General features: G+C 39.7%; 23 protein-coding genes and 1 tRNA gene. 12 read left to right on the top strand and 12 right to left on the bottom strand.

The genetic code is table 11. The annotated features are described in order from the left end of the window. Positions 1-3: 3 nt before the first annotated feature. Positions 4-1740, bottom strand: coding sequence for a sensor histidine kinase efflux regulator BaeS (gene baeS / locus I2F31_RS07210; protein WP_195769361.1), 1737 nt, complete (start codon positions 1738-1740; stop codon positions 4-6). Positions 1741-1942: 202 nt separating this feature from the next. On the opposite strand from baeS, the gene I2F31_RS07205 reads away from it, so the two are divergent. Both I2F31_RS07205 and I2F31_RS07200 read left to right on the top strand, forming a co-directional pair. After that, complete coding sequence (locus I2F31_RS07205) at positions 1943-2143, top strand: hypothetical protein (RefSeq protein WP_195769362.1); 201 nt, start codon at positions 1943-1945, stop codon at positions 2141-2143. 113 nt (positions 2144-2256) lie between these two features. Continuing rightward, a complete protein-coding gene (locus tag I2F31_RS07200; RefSeq protein WP_195769363.1) occupies positions 2257-2739 on the top strand; it encodes a phosphate-starvation-inducible protein PsiE in 483 nt (160 codons plus the stop codon). Between the two features lie 50 nt (positions 2740-2789). Here the strand turns inward: I2F31_RS07200 and I2F31_RS07195 are convergent, their stop codons facing one another. Then, positions 2790-4250: a phospholipase D-like domain-containing protein gene (locus I2F31_RS07195; RefSeq protein WP_195769364.1), complete on the bottom strand. Its 1461-nt coding sequence runs from the start codon at positions 4248-4250 to the stop codon at positions 2790-2792. Between the two features lie 78 nt (positions 4251-4328). Next, a complete protein-coding gene (gene znuD / locus I2F31_RS07190; protein WP_195769365.1) occupies positions 4329-6374 on the bottom strand; it encodes a zinc piracy TonB-dependent receptor ZnuD in 2046 nt (681 codons plus the stop codon). Between the two features lie 238 nt (positions 6375-6612). On the opposite strand from znuD, the gene aspS reads away from it, so the two are divergent. From aspS to I2F31_RS07165, 5 genes are all read left to right on the top strand, one after another. Further along, positions 6613-8394 (top strand): aspartate--tRNA ligase, encoded by a 1782-nt coding sequence (gene aspS, locus I2F31_RS07185; RefSeq protein ID WP_195769366.1) that lies wholly within the window; start codon positions 6613-6615, stop codon positions 8392-8394. Positions 8395-8547: 153 nt separating this feature from the next. Then, complete coding sequence (locus I2F31_RS07180; RefSeq protein WP_092746305.1) at positions 8548-8769, top strand: hypothetical protein; 222 nt, start codon at positions 8548-8550, stop codon at positions 8767-8769. A 135-nt stretch (positions 8770-8904) separates the two neighbouring features. Further along, entirely contained in the window at positions 8905-9771 is an 867-nt protein-coding gene (locus tag I2F31_RS07175) for a lysophospholipid acyltransferase family protein (protein ID WP_195769367.1), read from the top strand. Between the two features lie 95 nt (positions 9772-9866). Continuing rightward, the gene (locus I2F31_RS07170; RefSeq protein WP_195773628.1) at positions 9867-10559 is read left to right on the top strand and encodes a glycosyltransferase; all 693 of its coding nucleotides are present in this window, start codon (positions 9867-9869) and stop codon (positions 10557-10559) included. A 36-nt stretch (positions 10560-10595) separates the two neighbouring features. After that, complete coding sequence (locus I2F31_RS07165; protein ID WP_195773630.1) at positions 10596-11486, top strand: glycosyltransferase family 2 protein; 891 nt, start codon at positions 10596-10598, stop codon at positions 11484-11486. Positions 11487-11495: 9 nt separating this feature from the next. Here I2F31_RS07165 and I2F31_RS07160 read toward each other — a convergent pair whose 3' ends face one another. From I2F31_RS07160 to I2F31_RS07120, 9 genes are all read right to left on the bottom strand, one after another. After that, the gene (locus tag I2F31_RS07160) at positions 11496-12302 is read right to left on the bottom strand and encodes a glycosyltransferase family 25 protein (RefSeq protein ID WP_195773631.1); all 807 of its coding nucleotides are present in this window, start codon (positions 12300-12302) and stop codon (positions 11496-11498) included. Positions 12303-12315: 13 nt separating this feature from the next. After that, a complete protein-coding gene (locus I2F31_RS07155; RefSeq protein ID WP_195769371.1) occupies positions 12316-13071 on the bottom strand; it encodes a glycosyltransferase family 25 protein in 756 nt (251 codons plus the stop codon). Between the two features lie 40 nt (positions 13072-13111). Continuing rightward, entirely contained in the window at positions 13112-13870 is a 759-nt protein-coding gene (locus tag I2F31_RS07150; RefSeq protein WP_195769372.1) for a glycosyltransferase, read from the bottom strand. A gap of 109 nt (positions 13871-13979) precedes the next feature. Continuing rightward, complete coding sequence (locus I2F31_RS07145; RefSeq protein WP_195769373.1) at positions 13980-14906, bottom strand: branched-chain amino acid transaminase; 927 nt, start codon at positions 14904-14906, stop codon at positions 13980-13982. A 29-nt stretch (positions 14907-14935) separates the two neighbouring features. Next, positions 14936-17686 (bottom strand): bifunctional [glutamate--ammonia ligase]-adenylyl-L-tyrosine phosphorylase/[glutamate--ammonia-ligase] adenylyltransferase, encoded by a 2751-nt coding sequence (gene glnE, locus I2F31_RS07140; protein WP_195769374.1) that lies wholly within the window; start codon positions 17684-17686, stop codon positions 14936-14938. Positions 17687-17749: 63 nt separating this feature from the next. After that, positions 17750-19018 (bottom strand): sensor histidine kinase, encoded by a 1269-nt coding sequence (locus I2F31_RS07135; protein ID WP_195769375.1) that lies wholly within the window; start codon positions 19016-19018, stop codon positions 17750-17752. Between the two features lie 120 nt (positions 19019-19138). Continuing rightward, positions 19139-19654: a GNAT family N-acetyltransferase gene (locus tag I2F31_RS07130; protein WP_195769376.1), complete on the bottom strand. Its 516-nt coding sequence runs from the start codon at positions 19652-19654 to the stop codon at positions 19139-19141. 58 nt (positions 19655-19712) lie between these two features. After that, positions 19713-20186 carry a 2TM domain-containing protein gene (locus tag I2F31_RS07125; RefSeq protein ID WP_195769377.1) on the bottom strand — a complete coding sequence of 158 codons (474 nt, stop codon included), beginning with the start codon at positions 20184-20186 and terminating at the stop codon, positions 19713-19715. Between the two features lie 292 nt (positions 20187-20478). Next, a tRNA-Leu gene (locus I2F31_RS07120) sits at positions 20479-20565 on the bottom strand. A 159-nt stretch (positions 20566-20724) separates the two neighbouring features. On the opposite strand from I2F31_RS07120, the gene queA reads away from it, so the two are divergent. The 5 genes from queA to secF all read left to right on the top strand — a co-directional run bounded on the left by queA (position 20725) and on the right by secF (position 26400). Beyond that, on the top strand, positions 20725-21765 hold the full coding sequence (queA, locus tag I2F31_RS07115) for a tRNA preQ1(34) S-adenosylmethionine ribosyltransferase-isomerase QueA (RefSeq protein ID WP_195769378.1): 1041 nt from the start codon (positions 20725-20727) through the stop codon (positions 21763-21765). A 148-nt stretch (positions 21766-21913) separates the two neighbouring features. Beyond that, entirely contained in the window at positions 21914-23041 is a 1128-nt protein-coding gene (gene tgt / locus I2F31_RS07110; protein ID WP_195769379.1) for a tRNA guanosine(34) transglycosylase Tgt, read from the top strand. A gap of 92 nt (positions 23042-23133) precedes the next feature. After that, complete coding sequence (yajC, locus tag I2F31_RS07105) at positions 23134-23463, top strand: preprotein translocase subunit YajC (protein WP_195769380.1); 330 nt, start codon at positions 23134-23136, stop codon at positions 23461-23463. A 56-nt stretch (positions 23464-23519) separates the two neighbouring features. Next, positions 23520-25421: a protein translocase subunit SecD gene (gene secD / locus I2F31_RS07100; RefSeq protein WP_195769381.1), complete on the top strand. Its 1902-nt coding sequence runs from the start codon at positions 23520-23522 to the stop codon at positions 25419-25421. Positions 25422-25428: 7 nt separating this feature from the next. Continuing rightward, positions 25429-26400, top strand: coding sequence for a protein translocase subunit SecF (secF, locus tag I2F31_RS07095; RefSeq protein ID WP_195769382.1), 972 nt, complete (start codon positions 25429-25431; stop codon positions 26398-26400). Positions 26401-26469: the final 69 nt, after the last annotated feature.

The following is a 26469-nucleotide window of genomic DNA, read 5'->3' as shown; positions in this document are numbered from 1 at the left end:
ATTTTATTTTTTCAAAAAACGAATCACGCAACGTAAACCACCCAGTGGTGAGTGGTGGAAAGTTAACTCCCCACCCAACATTGCAATAATTTTATAAGACAGTGCCAAACCTAGCCCTGTACCACCTGTTGTACGAGCACGCGAGTCATCGGCACGATAAAAACGCTCACCCAAATGCTTTAATTGTGTATCAGTCAAACCCAAAGGACTATCATCTACAATCAATGTCCAATCATCATGCGTTTGCTTACTATGAATATGTATTTGTCCACCTTTTTCGCTATAACGAATACTGTTACTGAGTATATTCACCACCACTTGGCGAAAGCGGTCTTGGTCAATGAGTAAAGATGCACCCGTACCTGTACTGGTAACCTGAAACTCAGATTGTTCAAACTGGGTTCTAAAATTTTCAATTTCATCACAGACCACTTTCCAAGGATCGACTTCTGTTAAATAACACTTCAATTGCTGTGATTCAGCCTGAGCAAGGTCTGCTAAGTCTTGAGTCAGTTTTTTCAGACTACTCACCTGTTTCATCATGGCGGCAAAATGTTCAGGGGTAGGTTTACGAATGCCATCTTGTATGGCTTCAATTTGTGCTTGTAAAACAGCCAATGGCGTTTTTAACTCATGGGATGTATCTGCAACCCATTGTCGTCTAGACTGTTCATGTTGGTTCAATATATTGGCAAGCCCATTAATTTGAGTCGACAAATCGCCCAACTCATCATTACGGCGTATTTTTACTTGATGCTGAAAGTGTCCTTTCGTTAACTCTTGTGCCGCATTTAATAGACGTTGAATGGGCTGTTTAAAGTAATTTGCTAGCCAAAGTGCAATCAGCAGACTGGTGAAAAATGTCACAATATAAATTAAAAATAATACTTTTTTCTGTGAGCTAAAGAAGTTCACGCTCAGTACATCATCTTGTGCCAATGAAGGTTGTAAACCTAAATATCCGACCACTTGATTTTCGAGTAAAATTGGCCGATAAGTTGGATTGACTTGCTGAGGCTCACCCACCACAAAATGTTTATTGGTATCATATAAAGCCAATCGATTGCTTAACCCCAAATGATCAGGCATTGGAAAAAAGTTTCTAGAAATCTCAAGGTTTTTTGTTTTACTTGAAGTTAAACCACCATCATTGGGCGAAAAGCCCCCATCAGACATATTATTATCATTTGCCATGGCCTTATCTGTAGAAAATGGCGGTGGGTCTGGGCGGTCTCGCTTAGAAAAAGCCTTTAAACTTTCAGACAATGGAAACTTTATGCCCTCAAAAGGCTGATATTCTGAGGGTAAGTTTTCTTCCATTTGTTGAATTTGTTGTTCCGTGAAATGTCTTTTTTGTGTAGAACGCTCTCTCGCATCTAATCCATTGGGTACATTTAAAATTGCATTGTCTTTAAAATAGCGTTGCTGATAAGCAATATCATACTGACGGCGTAACCACATACGTGACAATTGATCAAAATCTTGAGCTTGTGGCTTACCCTCGACTTGTAAAATCTGTGCCTGTATCGCATCACCCCAGTCATTGTAAATACTGTAAATGCCAGCAAGATTTTCCACCAAGTGATCAAGTTTTTGTATTTCAACGTCTGCGACATATTTGGTGAAGTTCTGTTTCATTGCCCATTGAAAAACACCTAAGCTCACCGTAGTGATCACAACTGTTGTCATGAGTACAGTTAAAAATAACCGTAAGGCGATGGGGAAACGGCGAACTTTCAAATGAACAATCTCATGAATATTTTAGACGGTGTATTTTACCCAACATAGCCACAAAAAACTCTACATTGTTTCTCCATCTTGGTTGTTTAAATTTATATAAAATATTTTACACCACTCGGATACCTTGTATATGAGCTATGCCTATAAATCTCTTTTGGCCTGTTTAAGTGTACTTAGCATATCGCTTCTTAGTGCATGCTCTATGACACCGCCTATGCCTAAATCTGAACAACACTTTAAAGAACATGGGCATCTCCCCCCGCAAGATCAAGCATTCATGCAGGCTTTTAAACATGCCTGTGATGGACAAAATGCAGGGGCAATCATGCAGGTTAAGGTCGATGATCACATCATAGAAGGACAATGTCAGCTTCATTTCCAACCCAAACCACCACAATCTTAAACTGTTAATATTACGTATTTATTCAGTTTTTCACTTTTTATATTTGAGAAATAACAAAACCCTACACTTTGACTTTATACTAGATACAACGTCAAAGTGTAGGGTTTTGTCTCATGAGCACAAAAAAAACAGGTCAAAGCTTTGAAGCAAAGTTTGACCGCATTGGCAATTATGCCGTTGAAGCATTTCATTATTTAGCACTGTTTATTATTGGTTGCATGATTGCTTGGTCAGCAGTTCATACCACCATTGAAATTTTCACGCAAAAACAATACGCCACTATTGATGATATTTTACTGCTCTTTATTTATCTAGAACTGGGTGCAATGGTCGGGATTTACTTTAAAACCAATCATATGCCTGTACGGTTTTTAATTTATATTGCCATTACCGCACTTACACGCCTACTTATTTCAGTCATTCAGCATGACCATAAAGCAGATGTTGGACTACTAGTCATTTCTGGGGCAATTTTAATTTTAGCTGTGGCTATTTTTATTGTGCGTTATGCTTCTTGGCACTACCCATCCATCATTAAGGAAAAAAATTCAACTAAGCCTCAACGGCTTAACCCTGAAGATGATGAACTTGCATGATATAATTATTCATAATCACACTCAGCGATGAACGCTGAGTGTGATTGCGATTAAAAACTACAAAAACCACTCCACTCCATAAAGCGATACAACCAATATTTAAAGTGAGAGTGACTGGCGTAAATGTCATAATTCACACTTTTTTGTGTATTGTTTTCACCAAACCATGTTTGATCAAATGACTGTCGAGCGGTACCAAATATAGGATCGCTTGCTAAACCCACGACACGCAGATCGGTCTCTAAATTATAATTCTGTAAGTTACGTGCAGTTAAATTTGCTGAACCTACGATCAGTTCTGCTTTTTGACCATGACTCGAACGCTTATAGATCACTTTACTATGGCAATGCTCACACCAACGTACATTAACACCAACATCATATAATTCTTGTGCCACAGGTTGATTGGGCATACCGTCTTTATATCGTGCAACGGCCTCTTGATTGGGATTAAGCAACGCTCTAATTTTCACCCCTCGTTTTTGTGCATCCTTTAAAGAACCAATCACTTGTCGGTCTGATAAATAAAAAGCGGTGAGGTCAACCTGATCATTTTTCTCCGCTGTATCTAGCAAGTTGACCACTGCACGTTGAATGGCCTTTTCTGTCAGCACTTGTGCTTGTAAAGTATTGTCTGTGATTGGCTCTGCTTTAATCAAAACATAAGGCAAATCTATACCTGACATTTTTGCCACAGGTTGCTCGCTATTCAACAAATCAACAGCGACTGCACCATGTACCATCACGGCAACATTACTTTGTAAAGCCCCACCTGCATTCATATTTTTAGAGCCAACTAAAGCTTGCCATCCTGTATCGGTATCAACAACAACTACTTTTCTATGATTAGTTTTAAAGTTAAAGAAGTTTAAATAGCTTCTTAACGTCAGTTTGTCTGAAGACAATGGGTTAGGTAGCCATCCGCCACCCACTTGATTCCCCATGCCCTGACAACATAAATACCAAAGACCCGACCAAGCTGGATTAGAAGAACGCAGAGGTGTTAAATTTGTTTCAACAACATTTATACCCACACGGCGTAATTGCACATATTCCTCAGGCTCAATTGCACCATAGAGTGAATTAATTGGATCTGTGATAACACTAATATTAATTTGCGGGTTTAAACGTTTTTTCTCTATGAGTGCTTGTACTGTTTCTTGAGAAAAAAGTCGCTGTTTGTGGCTATCCGATTGCCCAAATTGATCATTCAGCAAAAACATATCAAAGACAATGGTCGTTTTTGCACGTTGTATCATCTCTAAAATAGATGCAAAAATCTTTTGGTCGGTATAAAGCTTACCCTGAGTGTCTACAAAGGTTTGATCAACTATCATTTGCGCTTGGGTGGCACGCATTGGCCCTGTATAGTCCAACCCTTCAGGCAAAGGCTTCACGGTATGATAAATTGCAGATGCCAAATATACGATAAATAAAATCAGCACTACAACCATGAAATAACGTCGTTTTGACCACTTAAGTTCATTTTGAAACTTTTGAAAAATACGCATACAAAAAAGCCTGACCAATTATGGTCAGGCTAAGTTTAATTACTCAAACTTTCAAGTACATTTTACGGCTTTTTAGCACTAAAATTTAAAATCTACGCCCACAGTAAAGTTACGTCCCACTTGTGGTACTTGAGATAAAAATGACTCATGCTGATAAATTTTGCTATCTAAAACATTATTCACTTTAGTATAGACACGGTAGTCTAACTTATTCGTGAAACGATTATTATATGCAAAACCAAGATTTAGCATATTGTAGCTCTGACCATTGGTTTCATAACTGGCAATATCATCTTGAGTAAATACATGGTAATACTCTGCATTTGCCGTGTAATTATCATCGAAGTTTGCCGATATTTTTGCACCTATTCGGCCACCTGGTACACGTGGTACATTGCCTGCATCGACCAACTTACCACGTACATAGTCACCAAACAGACCCACAGTATATACAGGTGACACTTGATAACTAATATCACCATCTACCCCATAAAAACGGGCTTTTGATTGGCGATACTGAATTAAACGAAAGTCTTGGAATTGATCTAGCGTATCTGCATAAATAAAGTTATTAAACCAATTATGGAATGCACTCACATTATACTTCAAACGGTCATTATCAAAATGAAAACCAAGCTCTACGTTATTTGATTTTTCAGTCCCTAAATCATCGCTACCCAACTCATAGGTGTTGGTCGCCATGTGCTTACCATTTGAGTAAAGCTCTTGTGCCATCGGTAGACGCTCTTGGTGCGATGCCGTTAAAGATAGCTTATAATTTGGTACAAACTCCCAATCTGCTGAACCTGCAACCGAGTACGCTGTACCTGAGAAATTCTTCGCATCGGGGTTGGTTTCACCTTGTTGAATATCAATTTTTTGATGATCTACACGTGAAGACACTTGCACATGCACCTGACCCATTTGCTTTTCTTGCAAACCAAATACACTATAACGTTGGGTGTTGGTCGGATCCATTAGTGACTCATCGCCACCAATACTGAGTTTTTGCTGTGTGTATTGCAAACCGAACTGACCTGTCCAACCTGCCCACGGCGTATTGGTTAACACCAAACGTGTATCTGTACCGTGGCTATTAAAGGTCGTATCTGGTTCATCCCCGTCCATCTCTTGGTGCTGATACTTAGTGTAATTGGCTTGCAACGCCAATTTAGAAAAGCCTGCAAATGGATCATTCAGCTCTGACTTTAAGTCATAGCGTTTTTGTTTTAGATTAATCCATGAAATTGCATCGTCATCAGATGTATCACTACCACAACTAGCAGAGCCCTTATCAAATCCTGTTGCAGTATTATTTAAGATACAAGAACCATAAGCGGCATTGTCACCTGGAATACCATAACGGTCATGGCGTTCGCTATATGCAACACCTACAAACCCTTTGTCGCCAATCCAAGATAAGCCTACATTTGCATCTTGTGAACGTGCAAAGGTTTCTGGCTGTCTGCGCCCATTTGTTTGTAAATCTTTAGGTAAAATATAATTATTGGCATCACGGTGTAAACCACCTGCACTTAATGCAACATGATCACCCAAGCCAATCACGGTTTGGCCTGAATACAGCATGTCGTCACTACCTGTATTATAACGTGCACCCACACGGCCACTATAACCATTGTCTGGCATATGCGTTGGTACTTTATTATCTACCACATTAACCAAACCACCCACAGAACCTGCACCATACAACAGACTTTCAGGGCCTTTTAACACTTGAATTTCTTCTGCTGAATTAGGGTCAACTGTCACAGCATGGTCTGGGGATACCGATGATACATCTAAAGCATCGCCACCATTTTGCGTAATTTTAACCCGTGCTCCATCTAACCCACGAATCACAGGACGACTCACCCCACCCGTATATTGGGCGGCATAAATACCAGCCTTACCCTCTAAAGCATTACCAATGGTTGTTGCACCCTCAATTAAATCTTTTTGTTTTACCGTAAAATCGCCTGCGACATGATCTGGCTGTACGGCTAGATCTTTTTGTCCCTTGAGCTCAATTGCAGGTAAATTATCAACTGCTGGCGTTTGTGCCAATACACTTTGCACCGCACAAGCCAATAAAGATAAAGCAAACCACTTTTTTTGAAACTGCATTATGATGATCTCATTTTATTTTTAGTTATGTTATAACATTTATTATTTTTTACAAGCTCTATCCACAATCTAGATGAAAGTTTCACCTTATTGTCATTTAATCGTTCTTTATCATGTTTTTTGAACAAATCCTTGAGGCAGTACCATGAAACATGCATAATTGAATGTCTTAAAAAAAGTATAGCCTAGCGTACTTTTAAACGATTTTTTAAATAATAGACGTTGGACATAACACGCCATGATGCGAACACATTACTGTGGCTTACTAACAGAAGCCCAAATTGATCAAACAGTTACACTTTGCGGTTGGGTACACCGTCGCCGTGATCATGGCGGTGTCATTTTTCTTGATATGCGTGACCGTGATGGCCTCGTACAAGTGGTTATTGACCCAGATACTCCTGAAGCTTTCGCAACTGCAGACAAAGTACGCTCAGAATTTGTATTAAAAATTACAGGACGTGTGCGTAAACGCTATGAAGGCACAGAAAATGCCAACATGGTGAGTGGACAAATTGAAGTTTTAGGCAAAGAAATTGAAGTCCTTGCAAGCTCTGAAACACCACCGTTCCCACTGAACGACGAAAACACAACTGTTTCAGAAGACATTCGTTTAAAATATCGTTTCTTAGATATTCGTCGTCCTGAAATGCTAGACCGTTTACGTTTCCGCTCAAAAGTAACCAACTTGATTCGAAACTACTTAGACGACCATGGCTTCTTAGATGTAGAAACACCTATTTTGACACGTGCAACACCTGAAGGTGCACGTGACTACCTCGTACCAAGTCGTGTTTCTAATGGCAGTTTCTATGCTCTACCACAATCACCACAGTTATTTAAACAATTACTGATGGTTGGTGGTATTGATCGCTACTACCAAATTGCAAAATGTTTCCGTGATGAAGACTTACGTGCAGACCGTCAGCCTGAATTCACCCAAATCGATGTTGAAACATCATTCCTAAATGATGATGAAATTATGGATTTAATGGAAGGCATGACCACGAAAATGTTTAAAGACTTATTAAACATTGAGTTTGGTGGCAAATTCCAAAGAATGCCATACAGCGAAGCAATGCGTGACTATGCATCAGACAAACCTGACTTACGTATTCCATTAAAATTGGTTGATGTTGCAGACCTCATGCAATCGGTAGAATTTAAAGTCTTTGCAGGCCCTGCAAAAGACCCTAAAGGCCGTGTTGCAGCACTTCGTGTGCCAAATGCAAGCACCCTTTCTCGTAGCCAAATCGATGAATACACCAAGTTCGTTGGTATTTACGGTGCAAAAGGCTTGGCGTACATTAAAGTCAATGAACTTGAAAAAGGCATTGAAGGTTTACAATCACCAATTGTTAAATTTATTGAACCAATTGTATTGCAATTGCTTGAACGTGTTGGTGCACAAAATGGTGACATCGTATTCTTTGGTGCTGATAAAGCCAAAATTGTAAACGATGCACTCGGTGCATTGCGTGTAAAAATCGGGCATGACCTCAACCTTGCAACGTGTGAGTGGGCCCCTCTTTGGGTGGTTGACTTCCCAATGTTTGAAGAAACAGATGATGGTAAGTGGACCTCTGTACATCACCCATTCACACTACCAAAAAGTAGCGTAGAAGACGTGAAAAACAACCCTGGTGAAGCACTCTCTGTCGCTTATGACATGGTGTTAAACGGCACCGAGATTGGTGGCGGTTCTTTACGTATTCACACACTTGAAATGCAAAAAGCAATTTTTGAAGCATTAGGTATTTCTGATGAAGAAGCTGAAGATAAATTTAGCTTCTTACTTGATGCATTGAAATATGGTGCACCGCCACATGGTGGTCTTGCATTTGGTTTAGACCGCCTTGTCATGCTGATGACAGGTGCACAATCTATTCGTGATGTCATTGCATTCCCTAAAACCAAAACAGCTGAATGTCCACTCACAGAAGCACCTGCTCCTGTTGAAGCAACACAGCTTAGAGATTTAGGCATTCGCTTACGTGAGCAGAAAAAACAAGAAGGTTAAGGCTGAATAGCTAAACCCAAGCCCTTAAATGACTAACTCATTTAAGGGCTTTTTTACACCAATTGATCGCTTATTTAGATCAATCATTCAATGTTTGTGATTCACTCAATGTAGTGGCATAATATTTTGCAAATTTCCAATAGGGGTTACATTATGGCTATGCGTCCTGAAGTACGCCGTCGTGCATTGGTCATTATTGTGTTCTCTCTTGTGCAATGGTTTATCATGAACTATATCTTGCATAATGGGCTATTCAATATCACGACCTACCAACGTATATTATATTTTTGTGTAAGCAGTTTATCGGCTGCGTTACTGATTTTTTTATCTTTAATTTATATGGTACTTAAAGGTAATTCAGACATACACCGCTAAATATGTATGGTCATTTATTGCTAAATAGCTCATATTATATGAGCTATTTTTATGTCACAGCAAGTACACACCACAAACACATTTTTGATTTATAATGACTTTTGATCAAAACCACTGACTTTGCTATTAAAACCTATGCAATTACTTCATACTTTTCGTTATATTCCACTGTCTGCCATACGGTCTGTGGCTAGAGCTTATGCATGGTTTATAAACCGTCAACCGAACAAAGGAATGCTCCGAAAAGTACTGATCAATCTAAAATTAGCCTACCCTCAACTTGATGATGCTGAACGTCTAGTCTTGGCAAAAAGTAGCGTCGTGAAGCAATGTTTATCTTACAGCGAATTTATGAAATGCTGGGCAATGCCCCCTCAATGGAGCATTGAACAGATTCATACGGTACATCACTGTGATCTGTTAAAAAATGCTTTTTCTGATACTCGAGGTACACTGCTCATTGTTCCACATCTAGGGACTTGGGAGGTAATGAATGCTTGGCTTTGTCAACATACAGACCTGACCATTATGTATAAACCCATTAAAGAAAAAGCCATCAATCAATTTGTTTTACAATCTCGCGAAGCTTTAAAGTCAAAACTTGTACCTACAGATATGAGTGGTGTGAAATTACTATTTAAGAATTTAAAATCAGGTGGCTCAAGCGTCATTTTACCTGACCATGTGCCACACCCTTCTGGTGGTGTGATTGTGCCTTTTTTTGGCATAGAAACACTCACCAGTACACTTGCTAGTAAAATGGCACAAAAAACTAAATGTCAGTTGGTCGGTTTAAGTTGTTTTCGCCGTGATGATGGCAAAGGTTTTGACATCTATTGCGATTTACTTGACCATGCAGACCTCTATAACCCCAATATAGAGATTGCCACCGCTCGATTAAATACTGAAATTGAAAAGCTTATCAATCGCTCACTAAGTGATTACATGTGGGGCTATAAACGTTTTCGCCATGTACCCAATCGGCCAAATATTTATCAATGATACATCAACTGTATTCTTGATTCTGTCATCACTTTACACAATAATGTTTAAGAAACATTCTCATCTACTTTAGATTAACTATAGGGCTTTCAATTTTGGACACTTCAAATATCACTTTATGCCTAACCATTGGGCGACGTCCACAACTCTTACGCCAAACCTTAGAAAGCCTGTTTAAACATGCTCAATTTGAACATATTATTGCCATTAATGACTTTGGTGATGAAGAAACCAATGTAGTATTTAAAGAGTTATGCCCACATGGAAAGCTCATTTGCTTGGGGCAACAGTTAGGGCATCACCCTGCGGTTGATCATATGTATAAACAAGTCAACACAGACTATATTTTTCACTGTGAAGATGATTGGTATTTTGATGATTTACCTGACTTTCAACAGATGTATCAGCTACTCTCAAATAGCTCAGATATAAGCAATATTTGTTTAAGACAATATACAGATTTTCCACTCAGCCCAGAAGAAAAAGAAAAAATCCAATTCTCCAACGTACTTGGTATAGATATTGTACGTTTAGATCCATTACATGCACAGTGGCATGGCTACACATTTAACCCACATATTGCTAAAAAACAAATTTGGCAAAATTTTGACTGTCACTTTGCTCAGTTTAAAAAAGAGCGACATATCTCACGTGTGTTACGTGGCCAAGGTAAATATACGGCCTACTTAAAACATGGGGCTTGCCATCATATTGGCGAACATGACAGCGTAGCTAACCCCCCTAAAAAAAGCCTTTTAACCCGATTTAAAGATTGGTTCTCTGCGTAAATGGCACAATATATTTTTTAAATTAGAGGTTTTTACATGGGTTTATCTATTCTTATTGTGAATTACAATACAGAGCAATTTATTGTTAACTTCCTACATGATCTCACCAAACAAACCATTGATGCATCATGCCTAGAAGTGATTATTGTAAATAACAGTAATAACAACACCATGCAATCACTGATTGAACAAAACAACCTTAACTTAAATTTAAACATTCAAGTGATGTTGTCAGAAAATATTGGCTTTGGTCGCGCCATGAATCTCGCAGCAAGTGTGGCCAAGCAACCTCACCTACTGATTGCCAATCCCGACTTGGTTTTAGCAGATCCTGACTATTTACAAGAACTACTTATACAAGCCAATGCTCACCCAGAATATGGGGTAATCACAACACAATTACTCGATGAAAAACAACAAGATTTATCTGAGTTTTATAACTATGAGTTTCATGAAACTTTCGGTTTTGAAAATCAAATCTGTTGGTTTAGTGGTGCATTACTTTTAATTCGTTCTGAAATCTACCAACACATTGGTGGTTTCGACCCCGACTTTTTTATGTACTGTGAAGATGAAGACATTTGCTTACGTATTAAACAGCTCGGGCTACCATTAATTAAGTTAAATCATTTGCAGATTTTACATATTGGTGGTGCAAGTGAACCTAACTTATGCCATAACTATTTTTGTCGCTGGTATCGTTCACAAATTTTATTTGCCTATAAACATATGTCAGTAGATGCATTTAACCAGTTAATCACAAAGCTACAACGTAAATCTCGCTCTAAATGTATGATTTACCAAATACTCAAGCCACTTGGTATTGCTCGTTACACATTTAAGCTAACGCAATGGAAAGCCATGGCTGAAGTCATAAAAAGAACACAGCAAGAGTCTACAGCTTGGCTTAAATACTCACCTAAATAATGGCTTAGTTTATTTCTGAAATTTACTAGGCTCAACTTTAATATCACGGCGTACTGACTTTAGTAACACAGACACATGCCTTACACCCAGTAAGGCCTGTTGTACTATACGATTTTTTTTATGCTTCACTTTTGCAGTCCAACGTTGGCTATTTGGATTAACATGATGATTTTTAATCATGGCAATCACTGACTCATGCGTAATGCTCACACCTACATCATACATAGCTGCTTTATCACTTTGTATTGCCGCAGCAGGTTCAATCTGGTATGAATTCAACGCATAACAACTAGAAATAAACTCATCGGCTAAACGTGGGTGACTATTTTCCAAACATGTCAATAGTTTTTTTGCACCCGATGGGAAGAGTACATATGCCGCTGCACCACTACGGTCTTGGTACATTCTAAACAATGCATAGTCTTGAGCTACAGTAAAACTCTTTTCTTTTGCAATAATTTTTTTACGGCCATGTACTTCTAAACTCAGTACATCAACCGCTGTTAATCCTTCAACATCTTGTAGAATCTGCTTAAGCTCAGACACCAAAACAACATCATCTTCTAAAATTAAACATGGCTCGTTTAAATCTACAACGTGTTGCCATGCTTTTTTATGACTTAAAAAACATGCCAATTCAGACTGCTTCATCGGGCGTTGCCCTTGAAACGCCAACTGCTCATAGCTGTCTATAGAAAAATCATTTACAGATACCGCAGGCAATCGACTAAATGTTAATCCTATGTTTTGAAACTGTTGTTGTTGTTGCTCTAAACGCTCAGTACATGGCTCTAAATTAATAAGAAGAATGTGCATTGTTTCGATATCTCTACTTATTCACTAAAAGATGCTTCAAGGCATAACATTTGTTTAACCACATTCTTTTTTGACGTGGTAAAAACCGATCTTTACGTAAACGTTTTTGATGGTTTGTTGCCGCACTTGCATCAATTTCACTATCTAGACCTGTAGAGCCAACCAATGCTGGATACACAGACAACCCTTGACCTGTTTTACTTAACCATGCCTGTAGCTCGACATCTATGGGCGCATAAATCGGCTGGCTTGTTACACGTGTTAAAAATGCTTCTGCACCCTTTTTTGACCAAAGCAAGCCTGTAGTCAACGTTGGGAAGTAATAGGCATGCAATAGTTCATGTTGCCCTAACTGAGTTATTTTTGCAGACAACTTTTTCTTCTGTGCAGCCAAATGAATCAAATGCCAATCTGAATGCTGGTTTTCCTCGAGCCACTTAAGCAATTCAAATACATTTGCACCCAAATCACAGCTTAACTTTAAATCATCTTCAAGTACCACACCATAATTTGCTCCAGAAGCCAAAAAAGCTTCTACTGCCTTTTGATGGCTTAAGTAGCAACCAATTTCAGCACCAAGCAATGCTCTACCTGTAAAAGCATGTGCTTTTTTATCATCATAATTTGAGTAAGATGAAAGGTCCATCTGACGTCCATCTACCGCTGATATTTTTGTATAGTGGATGTCTTGTGCAGACAGTTCCGCATCTGCTTTACTCAAACGCTCTACGCTAGAGTCTAAATTAATCAAATAAAAAGAAACGTTCATGCTCTAACTCAATCTATTAACCAATGTCACCACCACCAACTTACTGCCACGCCTGTTTAATCCAGTCCGATGGCAATACGTAGCGATACCATTTACCACCACCACCATTAATAGCTTCTGGTGGATTAATCTCACCATGGAAAACAATAATTTTGACATCTTTTGGTTTTACAGGTGGCTTAAAGTAAGCCAATGGTATTTTTTGCAGACAATGGTATTTATAACTTTTACACCACTCTTCAGGCCAGTAAGTAAGCGTACTGTGTTTATCTATAAACCATGATAAATATGATTGTTCGTGACGAAAGTTTTTACGAATCTCGTTAAAGTTTTCTCTAAAGTATGGCAATACATCTGGGAAAGCACCGATTTTAAAACGATATACCGAGCTATTTCCCGTAATACGCCATGGACGCTTCCAGTCGTGAATAATTAAAAAGTCGCCTTTTTGCTGAAAAAAACAGTCTATATTATCTACAATCACCACATCTAGGTCTAAAAATAAGGCATTGCCTTGTAAACCATACAAATCAGGTTCAAAAGTCGACAATTTATTCCAGCCACGTTCAGGGCTACCTTTTGGTAAATCAAGCGGTGGTATTGGATAGCACTCGACTTCGGGTACAATTCCTTCGCTGATATCTGTTAAACACACCATTTTAAACGGTAAAGTTAAGTGTCGGCTCACCATGCTATATAAGCGGTTTACATATTCTGCACCATACTTTGTGCCCCATTTCATACACAAAATAATGTTGTCTTGTGCATCTGGTACATTGATTGGTTGCGAATCTGTCATGCTACTTTCACCCGCCACATTTGGCTTACACTGTATGGTCTAAAATAGTTTAGCATAAAGCCTATCTGACAGACATAAAAAAAGCGAAACCGAAGTTTCGCCTTTTTGCTTAGTTGATATACGTCAACCAGTGCTCATACTTCGGATTTCTACCTTGTATGGCATCAAAAAACGTTTTTTGGATTTCCGTGGTAATTGGACCACGTACACCTTCACCAATTTGACGGTCATCATATTCACGAATTGGCGTCACTTCAGCTGCAGTACCTGTGAAAAATGCTTCATCTGCAATGTAGAATTCATCACGCGTGATACGGCGTTCAACCACTTCATAACCCAAGTCTTTTGCAATGGTAATCACTGTTTGACGAGTAATACCATCAAGCGCACCACCAGCCAAGTCAGGCGTATGTAACACACCATCTTGAATTAAGAATACGTTTTCACCTGCACCCTGACATACAAACCCTTGTGGGTCCATCATCATGGCTTCGTCATAACCTGCTTGTGCAACTTCTTGGTGTGCCAAAATAGACACAGTATAGTTACCACATGCTTTTGCTTTGCACATGGTTACATTTGGATGATGATGCGTGAACGATGACGTTTTTACACGAATGCCTTTCGCCATTGCTTCTTCACCCAAGTAAGCACCCCAACCCCATGCAGCAACTGCAGCATGAATTGAGTTACTTGTTGAAGAGATTCCTAATTTTTCTGAACCAATCCAAATAAATGGACGTAAGTAACATGAGTTCAGTTTATTTTCACGAACAACATCAATTTGTGCTTGTTCAAGTGTTGCTTGATCAAACGGGACTTTCATTTGATAAATTTTTGCAGAATTTAACAAACGCTTAGTGTGTTCTTTTAAACGAAAAATTGCAGGGCCTTTTGGGGTTTCATAGGCACGAACACCTTCAAACACACCCATACTATAGTGTAATGTATGTGTAAGGACGTGTACTTTTGCATCACGCCAATCTATTAATTTTCCATCTTGCCAAATAAAACCATCACGATCAGCCAAGTTCATGGCACACACTCCAAATTTTTACATTATTATTACTGCTCGGTCGCATCGCTTTGTGCCACTGAGTCAATCAATTTATGCCATAGCTTGCAAACGATGTCACGGGTAGTTTGCCAATCCGCAGCACAAACTTGCATATTATGGTTTGCAAGGGCTCTTCGGTGGCTTGTCGCTCGTTCGCTGAGATAAGCGTGAATCAAATTCTGTGATTCGGTTGCGGATAAATAACCAAATCTGGCAGCATCTTCTAAGATTCGAACATTGTCAGGATAGCGGGCGAGATCTGGGTTCGCGTGGCTTCCTAACAACACGATATACTGTGCCATAAATTCGATGTCAACGATACCACCTGAGTCCTGTTTTAAGTGAAAAATTCCTTCTTTTTGTGCAATCTTACTCGAACCTAGATGATCTTTCATTTTCTGACGCATGTTTTTAACCTCTTGTGCCAGTGATTTTGGCTCTCGCACTTGAGTTAAAATTTCGGCTCGAATTCGTTCAAACTGTTCACATAATTGTGCATCACCTGCAATAGATCTGGCACGAACCAAAGCCTGATGCTCCCATAGCCAAGCACTTTGCCGTTGATAACGCGCATAGGCATGTATACTGGTCACCAACACCCCTGCTTCACCCGATGGACGTAAACGGGTATCTATTTCATAGGCTCGACCATCTAGAGTTTGTGTGATCATGAGTGACATAAATTTTTGTGCCACTTTAAATGCAAACTCAAACCCTGTAATGGCTTTACGGCCATCAGTATCTGCTTGTTCGTCTAAATCATGAATAAATACTAAATCTAAATCTGAGCCGTAACCCAGCTCAATCCCTCCAAGTTTGCCATAACCAATCACGGCAAAACGATGCTGTGCCAAATGACAGCGTTGCCCTTGCATATCTAATGGAAAACCAAAACGTTGTGCCACCGCTTGATAGGCCAAATGTAATGTGGCTTGAACACAGGTTTCTGCAATATCTGTGAGGGCATCAGACACTTTCATGAGTGGACTTTCTGCCAATACATCACTTGCCGCCACACCCAGTACATAGCTTTTTTTAAATAAGCGTAATACCCGCATTTGGTCTTCAACTTGATCTATTTCTACACGCAACAACTGATGACGCAGTGCATCGACCAAGTCATGTTTTTTCGGCAACTCAAAGTCCATGGTCAGAAAATCATCTAACAACACTGGATATTGCGTCAACTCAGCACAAATCCATGGACTCACTTCTGCCATTTTCACCAGCCGTTGCAATGCACCTTTGCTTTCAATCAACATGACAAAATACACACTACGACGCATAATCGACTCAATCAAAGGGATTAAGTGCTGTATAGCAAGTTGTGGTTCAGAGAGTTGCAGTACTTGTGTGATACATAAAGGCCAAAAGGTTTTTAAACGCTCTAATGCTTTGGCAGGCATTTTTTGCAAGCTATGACTCGCCCAAAATTGCGTGACCAAAGCATAACTTGCATCATCTAAAGCTGTTTTGAGTTGCTCATCTAAGTGTTGAATTGATGTCGTATTTTCTTTGGGAACATGATGCTGTATCAGCTTTTTAAACTGCTCACTTACCACCTGACGTTTTTGGTCTAATACGTGTAAAAAGCGATCCCACGATGAAAAAGCAAGCGTCATCAGTAAACACTGTTGCAACTCGGGTGTGGTCGGTAAAATTTGGGTTTGTTGGTCATCAATCGCTTGAATGGCATGTTCTACACGGCGTAAAAATAGATAAGCATCTGTGAGCGTATCTACTTCTGTTTGTGAGAGTAATTCTGCGGTTGCCAAATGGCTTAAATTGGTCAGACAAGAACGGTCTTGTAACTCAAGTTTTGAGCCACCATAAATCAGCTGAAACACTTGCACAATAAACTCAATTTCACGAATTCCTCCTGCACCCAATTTAATATCATCTTTCGACTGACGACGTTCCACTTCACGCTCAATCAGCGTTTTCATTTCTCGCATGGCTTCAAAAGCTGAATAGTCAACATAACGGCGAAAAACAAAAGGGCGTGTCATCTGTAGTAGTGCTTGCCCTGCTGAACCACCACTGACAACTCTGGCTTTAATCCACGCATAACGTTCCCACTCACGGCCATGTTGTAGTAGGTATTTTTCTAAAGCGGCGTGACTGACAGCCAATGCAGAGCCATCCCCCCAAGGGCGTAATCGCATATCTACCCGAAATACAAAACCATCAGCACTCACATGGTCTAGTAAATAAATGAGTTTTTGCCCCCACAACACACAAAACTGTTGTACATCTATACACTTTTTGCCGTTGGTTTCACCTTGCTCATCAAATGCAAAAATAAGGTCAATATCACTCGACAAATTCAACTCTTGTGCACCAAGCTTACCCATTGCAATCACAATTAAGTCTTGTACTGCCCCATCGTATCCAATCGGTTCGCCATACTTTTCCACCAAAGCAATACGTGCAAATTGCTTAGCCACAATCATTGAAGCATCAGCAAAATCAGACAATTCTTGAGTGAGTGCAATAACATTGGTCAGTTGATTCACATCTTGATAAATCCAACGAAACATGAGGCGTGCGCGTAATACACGTAACGCTTTCATAAACTCATGTTCATTTGAAAGATGGCTGACGGCTTGGGTGACTAAATGTTGTATATCTTGCCGAGTTAAAACCTGCTGAAATGGGTATTGCTGTTGATCTTGTTGTATTTCATCTGCATACACTTGCCAAACGTGCTTAGCATAACGACTGGCATGCTGTGTTTTTTCTAACTGTGCTATGTTCATTGTTTAATAGCCGATTTTGATTATGCCCCTAGCATAACCTGACTTTTCAGCACTGTCTTTGTTTTATACTTCAGTAAGCGTATTGCTTTGTGCTTCAAATGTAGAGGTCTGCTGTGTAGGCAACTGTACTATAAATGTTGTGCCACAACCCTCTTCAGACTGCACAGTAATCTGACCTTGGTTTAAATCCACAAAACGCTTACACAATACAAGCCCCAAACCTGTGCCTTTTTCCCCATTGGTACCTTTCAAAGTGGTTTTTATCTTTGGCTCAAAAATAGTATTTTTTTGTATTTCATTCATGCCTAGCCCTGTGTCAGAAATAGACAATTCTATACATTGCTCTATTTTCTTAACCGAAATACGGACTTTGCCTGATCCATCTTGCTGTGTAAATTTCAAAGCATTCGAGACAAGGTTTTGTAAAATAGAAGTGACCATATTTAGGTCTGCATAAACATATGTTTTTTCAGGTATGGCATCAATCAGTTCGATATGTTTACTATAGGCCAAACTGCTCAACACATTGCTGACAGTTTGGCTGGCTTCTTTTAAATCAAAACGTACAGGGTGATAGACAAAACGCCCACCCTCTGCCATGGCCCAGTTTAGTAAGTTTTCAAGCAAATGATAGGTCGCTTTCGCCGTATCATTTAAATAACTGGCAATATTTTTCACACTTGATGCATCTAAACTTTCAAGCTCATCCGCCAACACTTCTGAAAAACCTAAAATGCCATGAAAAGGGGCTCTTAAGTCATGGGCAATAATTTGTAAAAATTTGGTTTGGCTAAAGTTAAGCGCAACGATTTGCTCATGTGTCTGCAAAAGTTCTTTATGCTGTTGTTCAAGGCCCACTTGTTTTACGTAGTCTTCACATAATTCAAATGCTAATGCAGTAAAGTCTGTGTCAAACGTTTGATGGTTTTGATCAAAGACACAAATATGTGCCACACCATTTGAATCTGCATCATGCACTGCAAAAGAAACTAAGCGATTCACCGCCCCAAAGTATTGTTCAATATATACACGATACTGTAAATATTGTGGGTGTTTTTCATCAAGTATTTGTTGCGGATGTAACTGATTTAAATGCTGAAATAACGCTGTACTACAAGGCACATGCTGTAGGAATGTCTGATCTGCGGTTAACACTTTCGCATCTAATTGATTTGGCAAAATTGCAATCACATGATGTGCTCGCAGTATTTTTTTTATTTTCAGCAAAAGCTTTGTTATATGATCATCTGATGTAGAGCAATGTGTTGGCACCACAGGTGTACCTACCGAAATATCGTCAGTATTTTCCACGCAAAGCGACTGTAGTGCCATAATTTATTTCTCTTAAAAAGTTCTTATTGGAATGAGAGAACATGTATGCATAGTGTTAACATTTTTTACAAAAAAATCAAACAATGAATCACTTTTTTACACTTTATAGGCAGAGGTCTTTTAATGTTGTTCATTTAAAATGATCTGATAAAACGCAAGGTCCAACCAACGCCCAAACTTAAAACCAACTTCAGACAATGTACCTGCATGGGTAAAGCCAAGTTTGTTGTGTAAAGCAATACTCGCCACATTACTGGCATCTATAGCACCAATCATGGTGTGCATACCTTGCTGTTTGGCTTTTTGAGTCAGTGCTTTAATCAGCTCTTTGGCCAAACCTTTCCCTCTATATGCTTGATGAACATAGACTGAGTGCTCAACTGTATACAAATTGGCTGGAAATTGACGAAATGAACCATAACTTGCAAACCCCATCAGCACACCCTGTTCATCTTCTACGCCAATCACAGGAAATTGATGCATCGTTTTGCTTTTAAACCAACGCTCCAAATCTTGTAAGCTACGCTCTTCGTACTCATAAAGTGCAGTTGAGTGCAAAATAGCATCATTAAATATCGTTAATATCTGTGAAGCATGTTGCTCAAAATGACACTCAACCACGTTTACTGTATTCATCTGCGATCACTGATTAAAAACTCGTTTGCATAATATAGGTTTTAAATAATTTTACAGCTTATTTTCGTAGCATTTGCTGAATACGTTTTTGCTTCCAACGTGCAACTGCATCTTTTAAAATAAAAATACGTAACCAAGCAAATAATATGACAGCACCCCAAGAAATAATTGGAAATATGGCCCAAACCACTTTAGGAGTAAAGATATAATTAATGAGTGCCAAAAGACTACACACCACAACATAACTGATCAGTGATGTATAAAAACGACTCTCTTGCTCAACTCGTTGCTCAGCTTCACGTACTTTATGGGTCACTGTCTCATCTACATTGTCATCAACCGATGCAATAGATAAATCATATACACTGACTTGAAATACTGCAGCTAAGGCACTTAACGTTTCCAAGCTGGGTTTTTCTCCATTTTCTACACGTTGAATAGTACGGACACTTAAGGCTGTCATTTCTGCCAATTGCTCTTGTGACCATGCATGCTTTAAACGGTAGTACTTAATTTTATTTACTGTATTCATGATAAACCCTTGATTGGACTGTTTAAACCACAGTAGCTTTATACATAGCAATACAACACGACAGTAAGCTGACAGTAACATGTCAAAGACCTGACATCTAAATAACAACACACCTTTGTTTAAGTTTTAGACTTTTTTGTTTTAAAGGGTGATATCTTAAATCTTTTGAACACTTAGATGATTGATGCCTGAATAATTTGCATTTCCTTGCTTAAGTTAATATCCAAACAATAAAAAACCCCGAAGCATTATGAGGCTTCGGGGTTTTCCGTAAAATTTGTTAACCAGCTTATGGTCCCGAGGGTCGGACTCGAACCGACACGTCATCTCTGACAGTGGATTTTGAGTCCACCGCGTCTACCAATTTCACCACCTCGGGGCAGTATGGTTTGTTCGATGTATACTACTCGTTTTTTTTCTCATGTCAATTGATAGCCGTTTCTTTTGCTTACTTTTAATACACTCAGCATCAGTAGCACATTTCGCATCGCATAAAAAAAACGTTTATAATGCCCCAAATTCTCTTTACGTTATTTCTATGCAACTGTCTGACTTTAACTTTGACCTGCCCGATGAACTGATTGCACGTTATCCTCTTCCTGAACGCAGTGCCTCACGTCTTCTACATATTGATAAAACAGGTCAATACCATGACCATCAGTTTACAGACATCATAGACCTGCTAAACGAAGGCGATCTTTTAGTGCTTAATGACACCAAAGTCATGAAAGCACGCTTAAAAGGCAAACGTGCCACAGGTGGGTCAATTGAAATCTTAGTAGAGCGTATGCAAGACCGCTACATTGCACACTGCCATATTAAGTCAAGCAACTCACCTAAAGCAGGTGCAAGCCTATTTATTGGAGATGATCTTGTAGAGGTCACCGTTCAAGGTCGGCATGAAAATTTATATATCGTCGAGTTCTCTCAACCTATTTTAGATGTGCTAGATCGTTACGGCAAACTACCTATTCCGCCTTACTTTAACCGTGAAGCAGAAGATATAGACACCGAGCGTTATCAAACAGTATTTAATGACCCAACTAAACTTGCTAGCGTGGCTGCACCGACTGCCAGCCTACACTTTGATGAGCAACTGCTAGAAAAGCTCAAACAAAAAGGCATTACAACGGCTTTCGTCACCCTACACGTGGGTGCAGGGACATTTTTACCTGTACGTACAGACAATATTGAAAACCATATCATGCATAGCGAATGGTGTGACGTACCTCAAAGCACCGTCGCGCAGATTCAGGCCGTCAAAGCCCGAGGTAATAAAGTCATTTCAGTCGGTACAACAGCCACACGTGCCATTGAAAGTGCAGCCCAAGCTCATCAAGGTCAATTGGCCGCATGGACTGGCGACACACAAATTTTTATTTATCCAGGTTATCAGTTTTGTGTGGTTGACCGTCTCATCACAAACTTTCACCTCCCTGAGTCAACATTACTGATGCTCGTTTCAGCGCTCTCAAACAGAGACAATATTTTAAATGCCTATCAACATGCGGTTGCAGAAAAATACCGTTTCTTTAGCTACGGTGATGCCATGCTGATTGATCAATACCAAGCACCATAAAATGTATCTATTAAAACCCTAGCTTCATACAAAAACCTTTAATAAAAGGTAGCATCGTTGTAGAGAATCTAGGAAAATAGCCACCTTACCCAAAATGGCAAATGCCCAATATCAGCGAACTGTTTTTTCGCCTTGATTCGGATGAAATATGAAATTTGAAAAACTAGGTCAATCCGGCCGTGCCCGCCGTGGTCGTTTAACCTTAGAACACGGTGTAGTTGAAACGCCCATTTTTATGCCTGTTGGTACTTACGGTACAGTCAAAGGCATGTTGCCACGTGACATCGAAGAGATTGAAGCCCAAATTATTTTAGGCAATACCTTTCATTTATACTTACGCCCAGGCCTAGAAGTGATTAAAGAACATGGTGGCTTGCATGAGTTCATGAAATGGAACAAACCTATTTTAACCGATTCAGGTGGCTTCCAAGTGTTCAGCTTAGGGGCAATGCGTAAAATTAAAGAAGAAGGTGTAACCTTCCGCTCACCCATTGACGGCTCAAAAGTGTTTTTGTCACCTGAAATTTCTATGGAAATTCAGCAAACACTGAACTCAGATATTGTGATGATCTTTGATGAGTGTACACCATACCCTGCCACACATGAGCAAGCACAGCAGTCTTTACAACTCAGCTTACGTTGGGCAAAACGTTGTAAAACAGCACATACCGAAAACAAAAACCCAAATGCATTATTCGGTATTATTCAAGGCGGTATGTACGAAGACCTACGTGATGAATCACTCAAAGGCTTGTTAGATATCGACTTTGATGGTTATGCCATTGGTGGCCTTTCGGTTGGTGAACCTAAAGAGGAAATGATCAAAGTACTGGATTATTTACCTGCAAAAATGCCTGAAGATAAACCACGTTACTTAATGGGCGTGGGTAAACCTGAAGATATTGTGGAAGCTGTACGCCGTGGTGTAGACATGTTTGACTGCGTGATGCCAACCCGTAATGCCCGCAACGGCCACTACTTTGTCACAGATGGCTTAGTCCGAATTCGTAACAGTAAGTATCGTCATGATCAAAGCCCTTTAGATCCACACTGTGACTGTTATACTTGTAAGAACTTTACCCGTGCATATTTATATCATTTGGAAAAATGTGGTGAAATGCTCGGTTCAATGTTAGGTACAATTCATAATTTACGTTATTACTTACGCCTAACTGAAGCAATACGCAATGCACTTGATGAAGGTACTTTTGATGCGTTTGTGACAGATTTCTACACTCGTCGTGGATTAGAAGTCCCTCCTTGCCCTGCTGAGTAATATGCCTGTGCATTTGCGCTTAGAGGCAAGACAAGGTACATTGCATATTGAAAAGGTATTTTGTTTTTAGTTCGATTATTTAGGAAACTCAAATGAGTCTGTTTATTTCTACAGCTTATGCTGCTGAAGGTGCTGCCCAACAACCAAGCATGATTGCAAATGTTGGTATGATTGTTGTTTTTGTTGCTATTTTCTACTTCCTGATTTGGCGTCCTCAATCTAAACGTGCTAAAGAACACCGTACCCTCATTGAAAGCCTAGGTGTAGACAGTGAAGTGGTATTTGCAGGTGGCCTAATGGGTCGTATTAAAAAAATTGAAGGCGACTACGCTGTTGTTGAAATGAGCCGTGGTGTAGAAGTAAAAATTCAACGTTCAAGCGTTGTTTCTGTATTACCTGAAGGTACTTTAGAGAGCCTTTAATTGTTTCTATCTAAGTCGTGCAATTGCACGACTTTCTCATATTAAGAAGATAAGAAATGCGTTACCCAGCATGGAAATATTTACTCATCATTGTTGTTTTAGTGATTAGTACATTGTATGCACTGCCAAGTTTGTACCCAGATGAACCTGCCGTGCAGATCTCGGGAGCTAAGGCTGGCACGAGCATCGACCAATCTGTTTTACAAAAAGCAGAGCAAATTCTCAAAAGCCAAAACATTCAAAGTCACGACAACAGCTTTACCAATAATGCTGCTTTACTTCGTGTCAATAACACGAGCGTGCAATTACAAGCACAAGATGCTTTACGCCGTGGTTTAGGCGATAACTACGTTGTGGCATTGAACCTTGCACCAACCACTCCAACATGGCTACAAAAAATTGGTGCAAAACCAATGAAACTCGGCCTAGATTTACGTGGTGGTGTACACTTCTTACTTGAAGTGGATATGGATAAAGCCATTGCACAACGTATGGATACCTCAACAACAGATATCCGCCGTCAATTCCGTGATAATAATATTAAGTTTAATAGCTTAACACTCAATAATAACGCCATTACGATTGCTTTTGCAGACAATGCTGACCGTGACAATGCTATGGGCTTCTTACGACGCAATGGCAATGAATACACACAGCAAGCACTTGCAACAGATACAGGCCCGACACTTCGTTTAACCTACACCGATGCACGTAAACAAGAAATTCAGTCTTATGCAGTCAACCAAAACCTCACGACTCTACGTAACCGTATTAATGAGTTAGGTGTGGCTGAGGCAGTTGTACAAACTGAAGGGAGCAACCGTATTGTAGTTGAACTTCCGGGTGTACAAGATACTGCAGAAGCAAAACGTGTATTAGGTCGTACTGCAAACTTAGAGTTTCGACTTGTTGCTAACCAAAATGATCAATTTATTAGCCCATACACAGGCAAATATAATGATCAGCCACTCCCAGCAGGCACAGAAGTTTTTGCTTATCAATCTTTAGATAGCGGTCGTCAACTTTTACTACAACGTAACCGTATCTTAACAGGTGAACGTGTACAAAATGCTTCGTCTGGCTTAAGTCAAGATTCTGGCGGTGCAGAAGTGAACATCACACTAGATAGTGCGGGTGGTAAACTGATGTCTGATGCTACTCGTAGTGCTGTTGGTAAACGTATGGCTGTATTGTTTATTGAAAATAAACAAAAAATTAGCTATGTGACAGACCCTACAACAGGTGCTCAAACAGAAGTTCGCACCCCGTATACAGAATCAGTGGTGATTAATGCGGCAACAATTCAGCAAACGCTAGGTTCACAGTTTAGAATTACTGGTCTAAGCTCACCACAAGATGCTGCTGAACTTGCACTTATGTTACGTTCTGGGGCACTTGCTGCACCAATGTACTTTGTAGAAGAGCGTGTTGTTGGCCCAAGCTTAGGCCAAGAAAATATTGATAAAGGTATTTTATCTACTCAAGTGGGCTTTATTTTAGTCGCCATTTGGATGGTGGTATTCTTCCGTGTCTTTGGTTTAATTGCCAACTTTGCATTGGTATTTAACCTTGCAATGATTTTAACCGTCATGTCATGGTTAGGTGCATCATTAACCCTACCGGGTATTGCAGGTATTGTCATTACCATTGGTATGGCTGTCGATGCAAACGTACTGATTTGTGAACGTATACGAGAAGAAATGCAATGGGGTTCATCGCCTAAACAAGCGATTGTTGCAGGTTATGACCGTGCCTATAATACTATTTTCGACTCGAACCTTACGACGTTCATTGTGGCATTTATTCTATTTGCCATTGGTACAGGTCCAATCAAAGGCTTTGCGGTTACACTCATGATTGGTATTATTTGCTCAATGTTCACTGCAATTACTGTGACTCGTGCCATCGTACAACTGATTTACGGTAAGCGCCGTAACTTACAAAAGTTGAGTATCTAAGGAGATTATGATGACCAAAGCGACTCAACCTGAAAAACAGTACAGTACGTCAGAAAGTGAACGCATTATTCCGTTTATGAAAATTGCGAAACCTGCTGCGATTATTTCAATATTAATCACGCTTGCCAGCTTATTTTTCATTGGTTATAAAGGGCTTAACCTTGGTCTAGACTTTACTGGTGGTATTGCTGCAGAAGTGACCTATCAAAAAGCGGTAGAGCCTGAGCAACTGATACAAACATTGGAAAGTGCTGGTTTTAAACATACCGTTGTACAAACCTTAGGGAGTAATACAGACCTGCTGGTGCGTATGCCTGTACAAGAGATTAAAGTTGAAGACTTAAACAACACATTGTCTAAAGCAGTGCAGCTACCAAACAATACGGGGACTTTACACAAAGTAGACTCGGTTGGTGGTCAGGTAGGAAATGAGCTATACCTTCGCTCAGCAGGTGCTGTCGCACTTGCCCTCCTATTAATGCTGATTTATGTCACCATTCGATTTGAGTTTAAAATTGCAATGGGTGCGATTTTGTCATTATTCCATGACATCATTGCAATTTTAGGCATATTTGCGCTGATGCAGTGGCCATTTGACTTAACCGTTTTGGCTGCAGTACTGGCTGTGATTGGTTTTTCTTTAAACGATAATATTGTCGTTTCTGACCGTATTCGTGAAAACTTCCGAAAAATTCGTGGAGCAACACCAACAGAAGTGATTAATAGTGCGTTAACAGAAACCCTCAGACGTACATTCCATACCTCTATGACACTAACTCTTGTGGTTGTGGCTATGATGATCTTGGGTGGTGATGGCCTGCATTGGTTCTCTGTAGCCATGTTTGTGGGTATTTTTGTAGGTACTTATTCTTCAATTTATATTGGAACAGCATTTGCACTATGGCGTGGTATTAACCGTCAAGATTTCCTTGTGCAAGTTAAACCAGAGTTTGAAGAAGAGCACCATAATATTCCTTAAGCTTACTACTTTGAATCAAGCAGATGCGCTCTATACATAGGGCGCATTTTTTATACTAGTTACTTCAAT

It is taken from the genome of Acinetobacter rathckeae, assembly GCF_015627125.1.
Lineage (GTDB): Bacteria > Pseudomonadota > Gammaproteobacteria > Pseudomonadales > Moraxellaceae > Acinetobacter > Acinetobacter rathckeae.
This window is presented reverse-complemented; position numbering and strand designations above follow the sequence as displayed.

Excerpts from the sequence above, each read along its gene's own strand:
- I2F31_RS07135 (WP_195769375.1), bottom strand. The coding sequence starts at position 19,018 with ATGGCACTACAGTCGCTTTGCGTGGAAAATACTGACGATATTTCGGTA.
- I2F31_RS07165 (WP_195773630.1), top strand. The coding sequence starts at position 10,596 with ATGGGTTTATCTATTCTTATTGTGAATTACAATACAGAGCAATTTATT.
- I2F31_RS07125 (WP_195769377.1), bottom strand. The coding sequence starts at position 20,186 with ATGAATACAGTAAATAAAATTAAGTACTACCGTTTAAAGCATGCATGG.
- I2F31_RS07175 (WP_195769367.1), top strand. The coding sequence starts at position 8,905 with ATGCAATTACTTCATACTTTTCGTTATATTCCACTGTCTGCCATACGG.
- aspS (WP_195769366.1), top strand. The coding sequence starts at position 6,613 with ATGATGCGAACACATTACTGTGGCTTACTAACAGAAGCCCAAATTGAT.
- znuD (WP_195769365.1), bottom strand. The coding sequence starts at position 6,374 with ATGCAGTTTCAAAAAAAGTGGTTTGCTTTATCTTTATTGGCTTGTGCG.
- secF (WP_195769382.1), top strand. The coding sequence starts at position 25,429 with ATGATGACCAAAGCGACTCAACCTGAAAAACAGTACAGTACGTCAGAA.
- I2F31_RS07200 (WP_195769363.1), top strand. The coding sequence starts at position 2,257 with ATGAGCACAAAAAAAACAGGTCAAAGCTTTGAAGCAAAGTTTGACCGC.
- secD (WP_195769381.1), top strand. The coding sequence starts at position 23,520 with ATGCGTTACCCAGCATGGAAATATTTACTCATCATTGTTGTTTTAGTG.
- I2F31_RS07155 (WP_195769371.1), bottom strand. The coding sequence starts at position 13,071 with ATGAACGTTTCTTTTTATTTGATTAATTTAGACTCTAGCGTAGAGCGT.
- I2F31_RS07150 (WP_195769372.1), bottom strand. The coding sequence starts at position 13,870 with ATGACAGATTCGCAACCAATCAATGTACCAGATGCACAAGACAACATT.
- yajC (WP_195769380.1), top strand. The coding sequence starts at position 23,134 with ATGAGTCTGTTTATTTCTACAGCTTATGCTGCTGAAGGTGCTGCCCAA.
- I2F31_RS07180 (WP_092746305.1), top strand. The coding sequence starts at position 8,548 with ATGGCTATGCGTCCTGAAGTACGCCGTCGTGCATTGGTCATTATTGTG.
- I2F31_RS07205 (WP_195769362.1), top strand. The coding sequence starts at position 1,943 with ATGACACCGCCTATGCCTAAATCTGAACAACACTTTAAAGAACATGGG.
- I2F31_RS07145 (WP_195769373.1), bottom strand. The coding sequence starts at position 14,906 with ATGAACTTGGCTGATCGTGATGGTTTTATTTGGCAAGATGGAAAATTA.
- tgt (WP_195769379.1), top strand. The coding sequence starts at position 21,914 with ATGAAATTTGAAAAACTAGGTCAATCCGGCCGTGCCCGCCGTGGTCGT.
- glnE (WP_195769374.1), bottom strand. The coding sequence starts at position 17,686 with ATGAACATAGCACAGTTAGAAAAAACACAGCATGCCAGTCGTTATGCT.
- I2F31_RS07130 (WP_195769376.1), bottom strand. The coding sequence starts at position 19,654 with ATGAATACAGTAAACGTGGTTGAGTGTCATTTTGAGCAACATGCTTCA.
- queA (WP_195769378.1), top strand. The coding sequence starts at position 20,725 with ATGCAACTGTCTGACTTTAACTTTGACCTGCCCGATGAACTGATTGCA.
- I2F31_RS07195 (WP_195769364.1), bottom strand. The coding sequence starts at position 4,250 with ATGCGTATTTTTCAAAAGTTTCAAAATGAACTTAAGTGGTCAAAACGA.
- I2F31_RS07160 (WP_195773631.1), bottom strand. The coding sequence starts at position 12,302 with ATGCACATTCTTCTTATTAATTTAGAGCCATGTACTGAGCGTTTAGAG.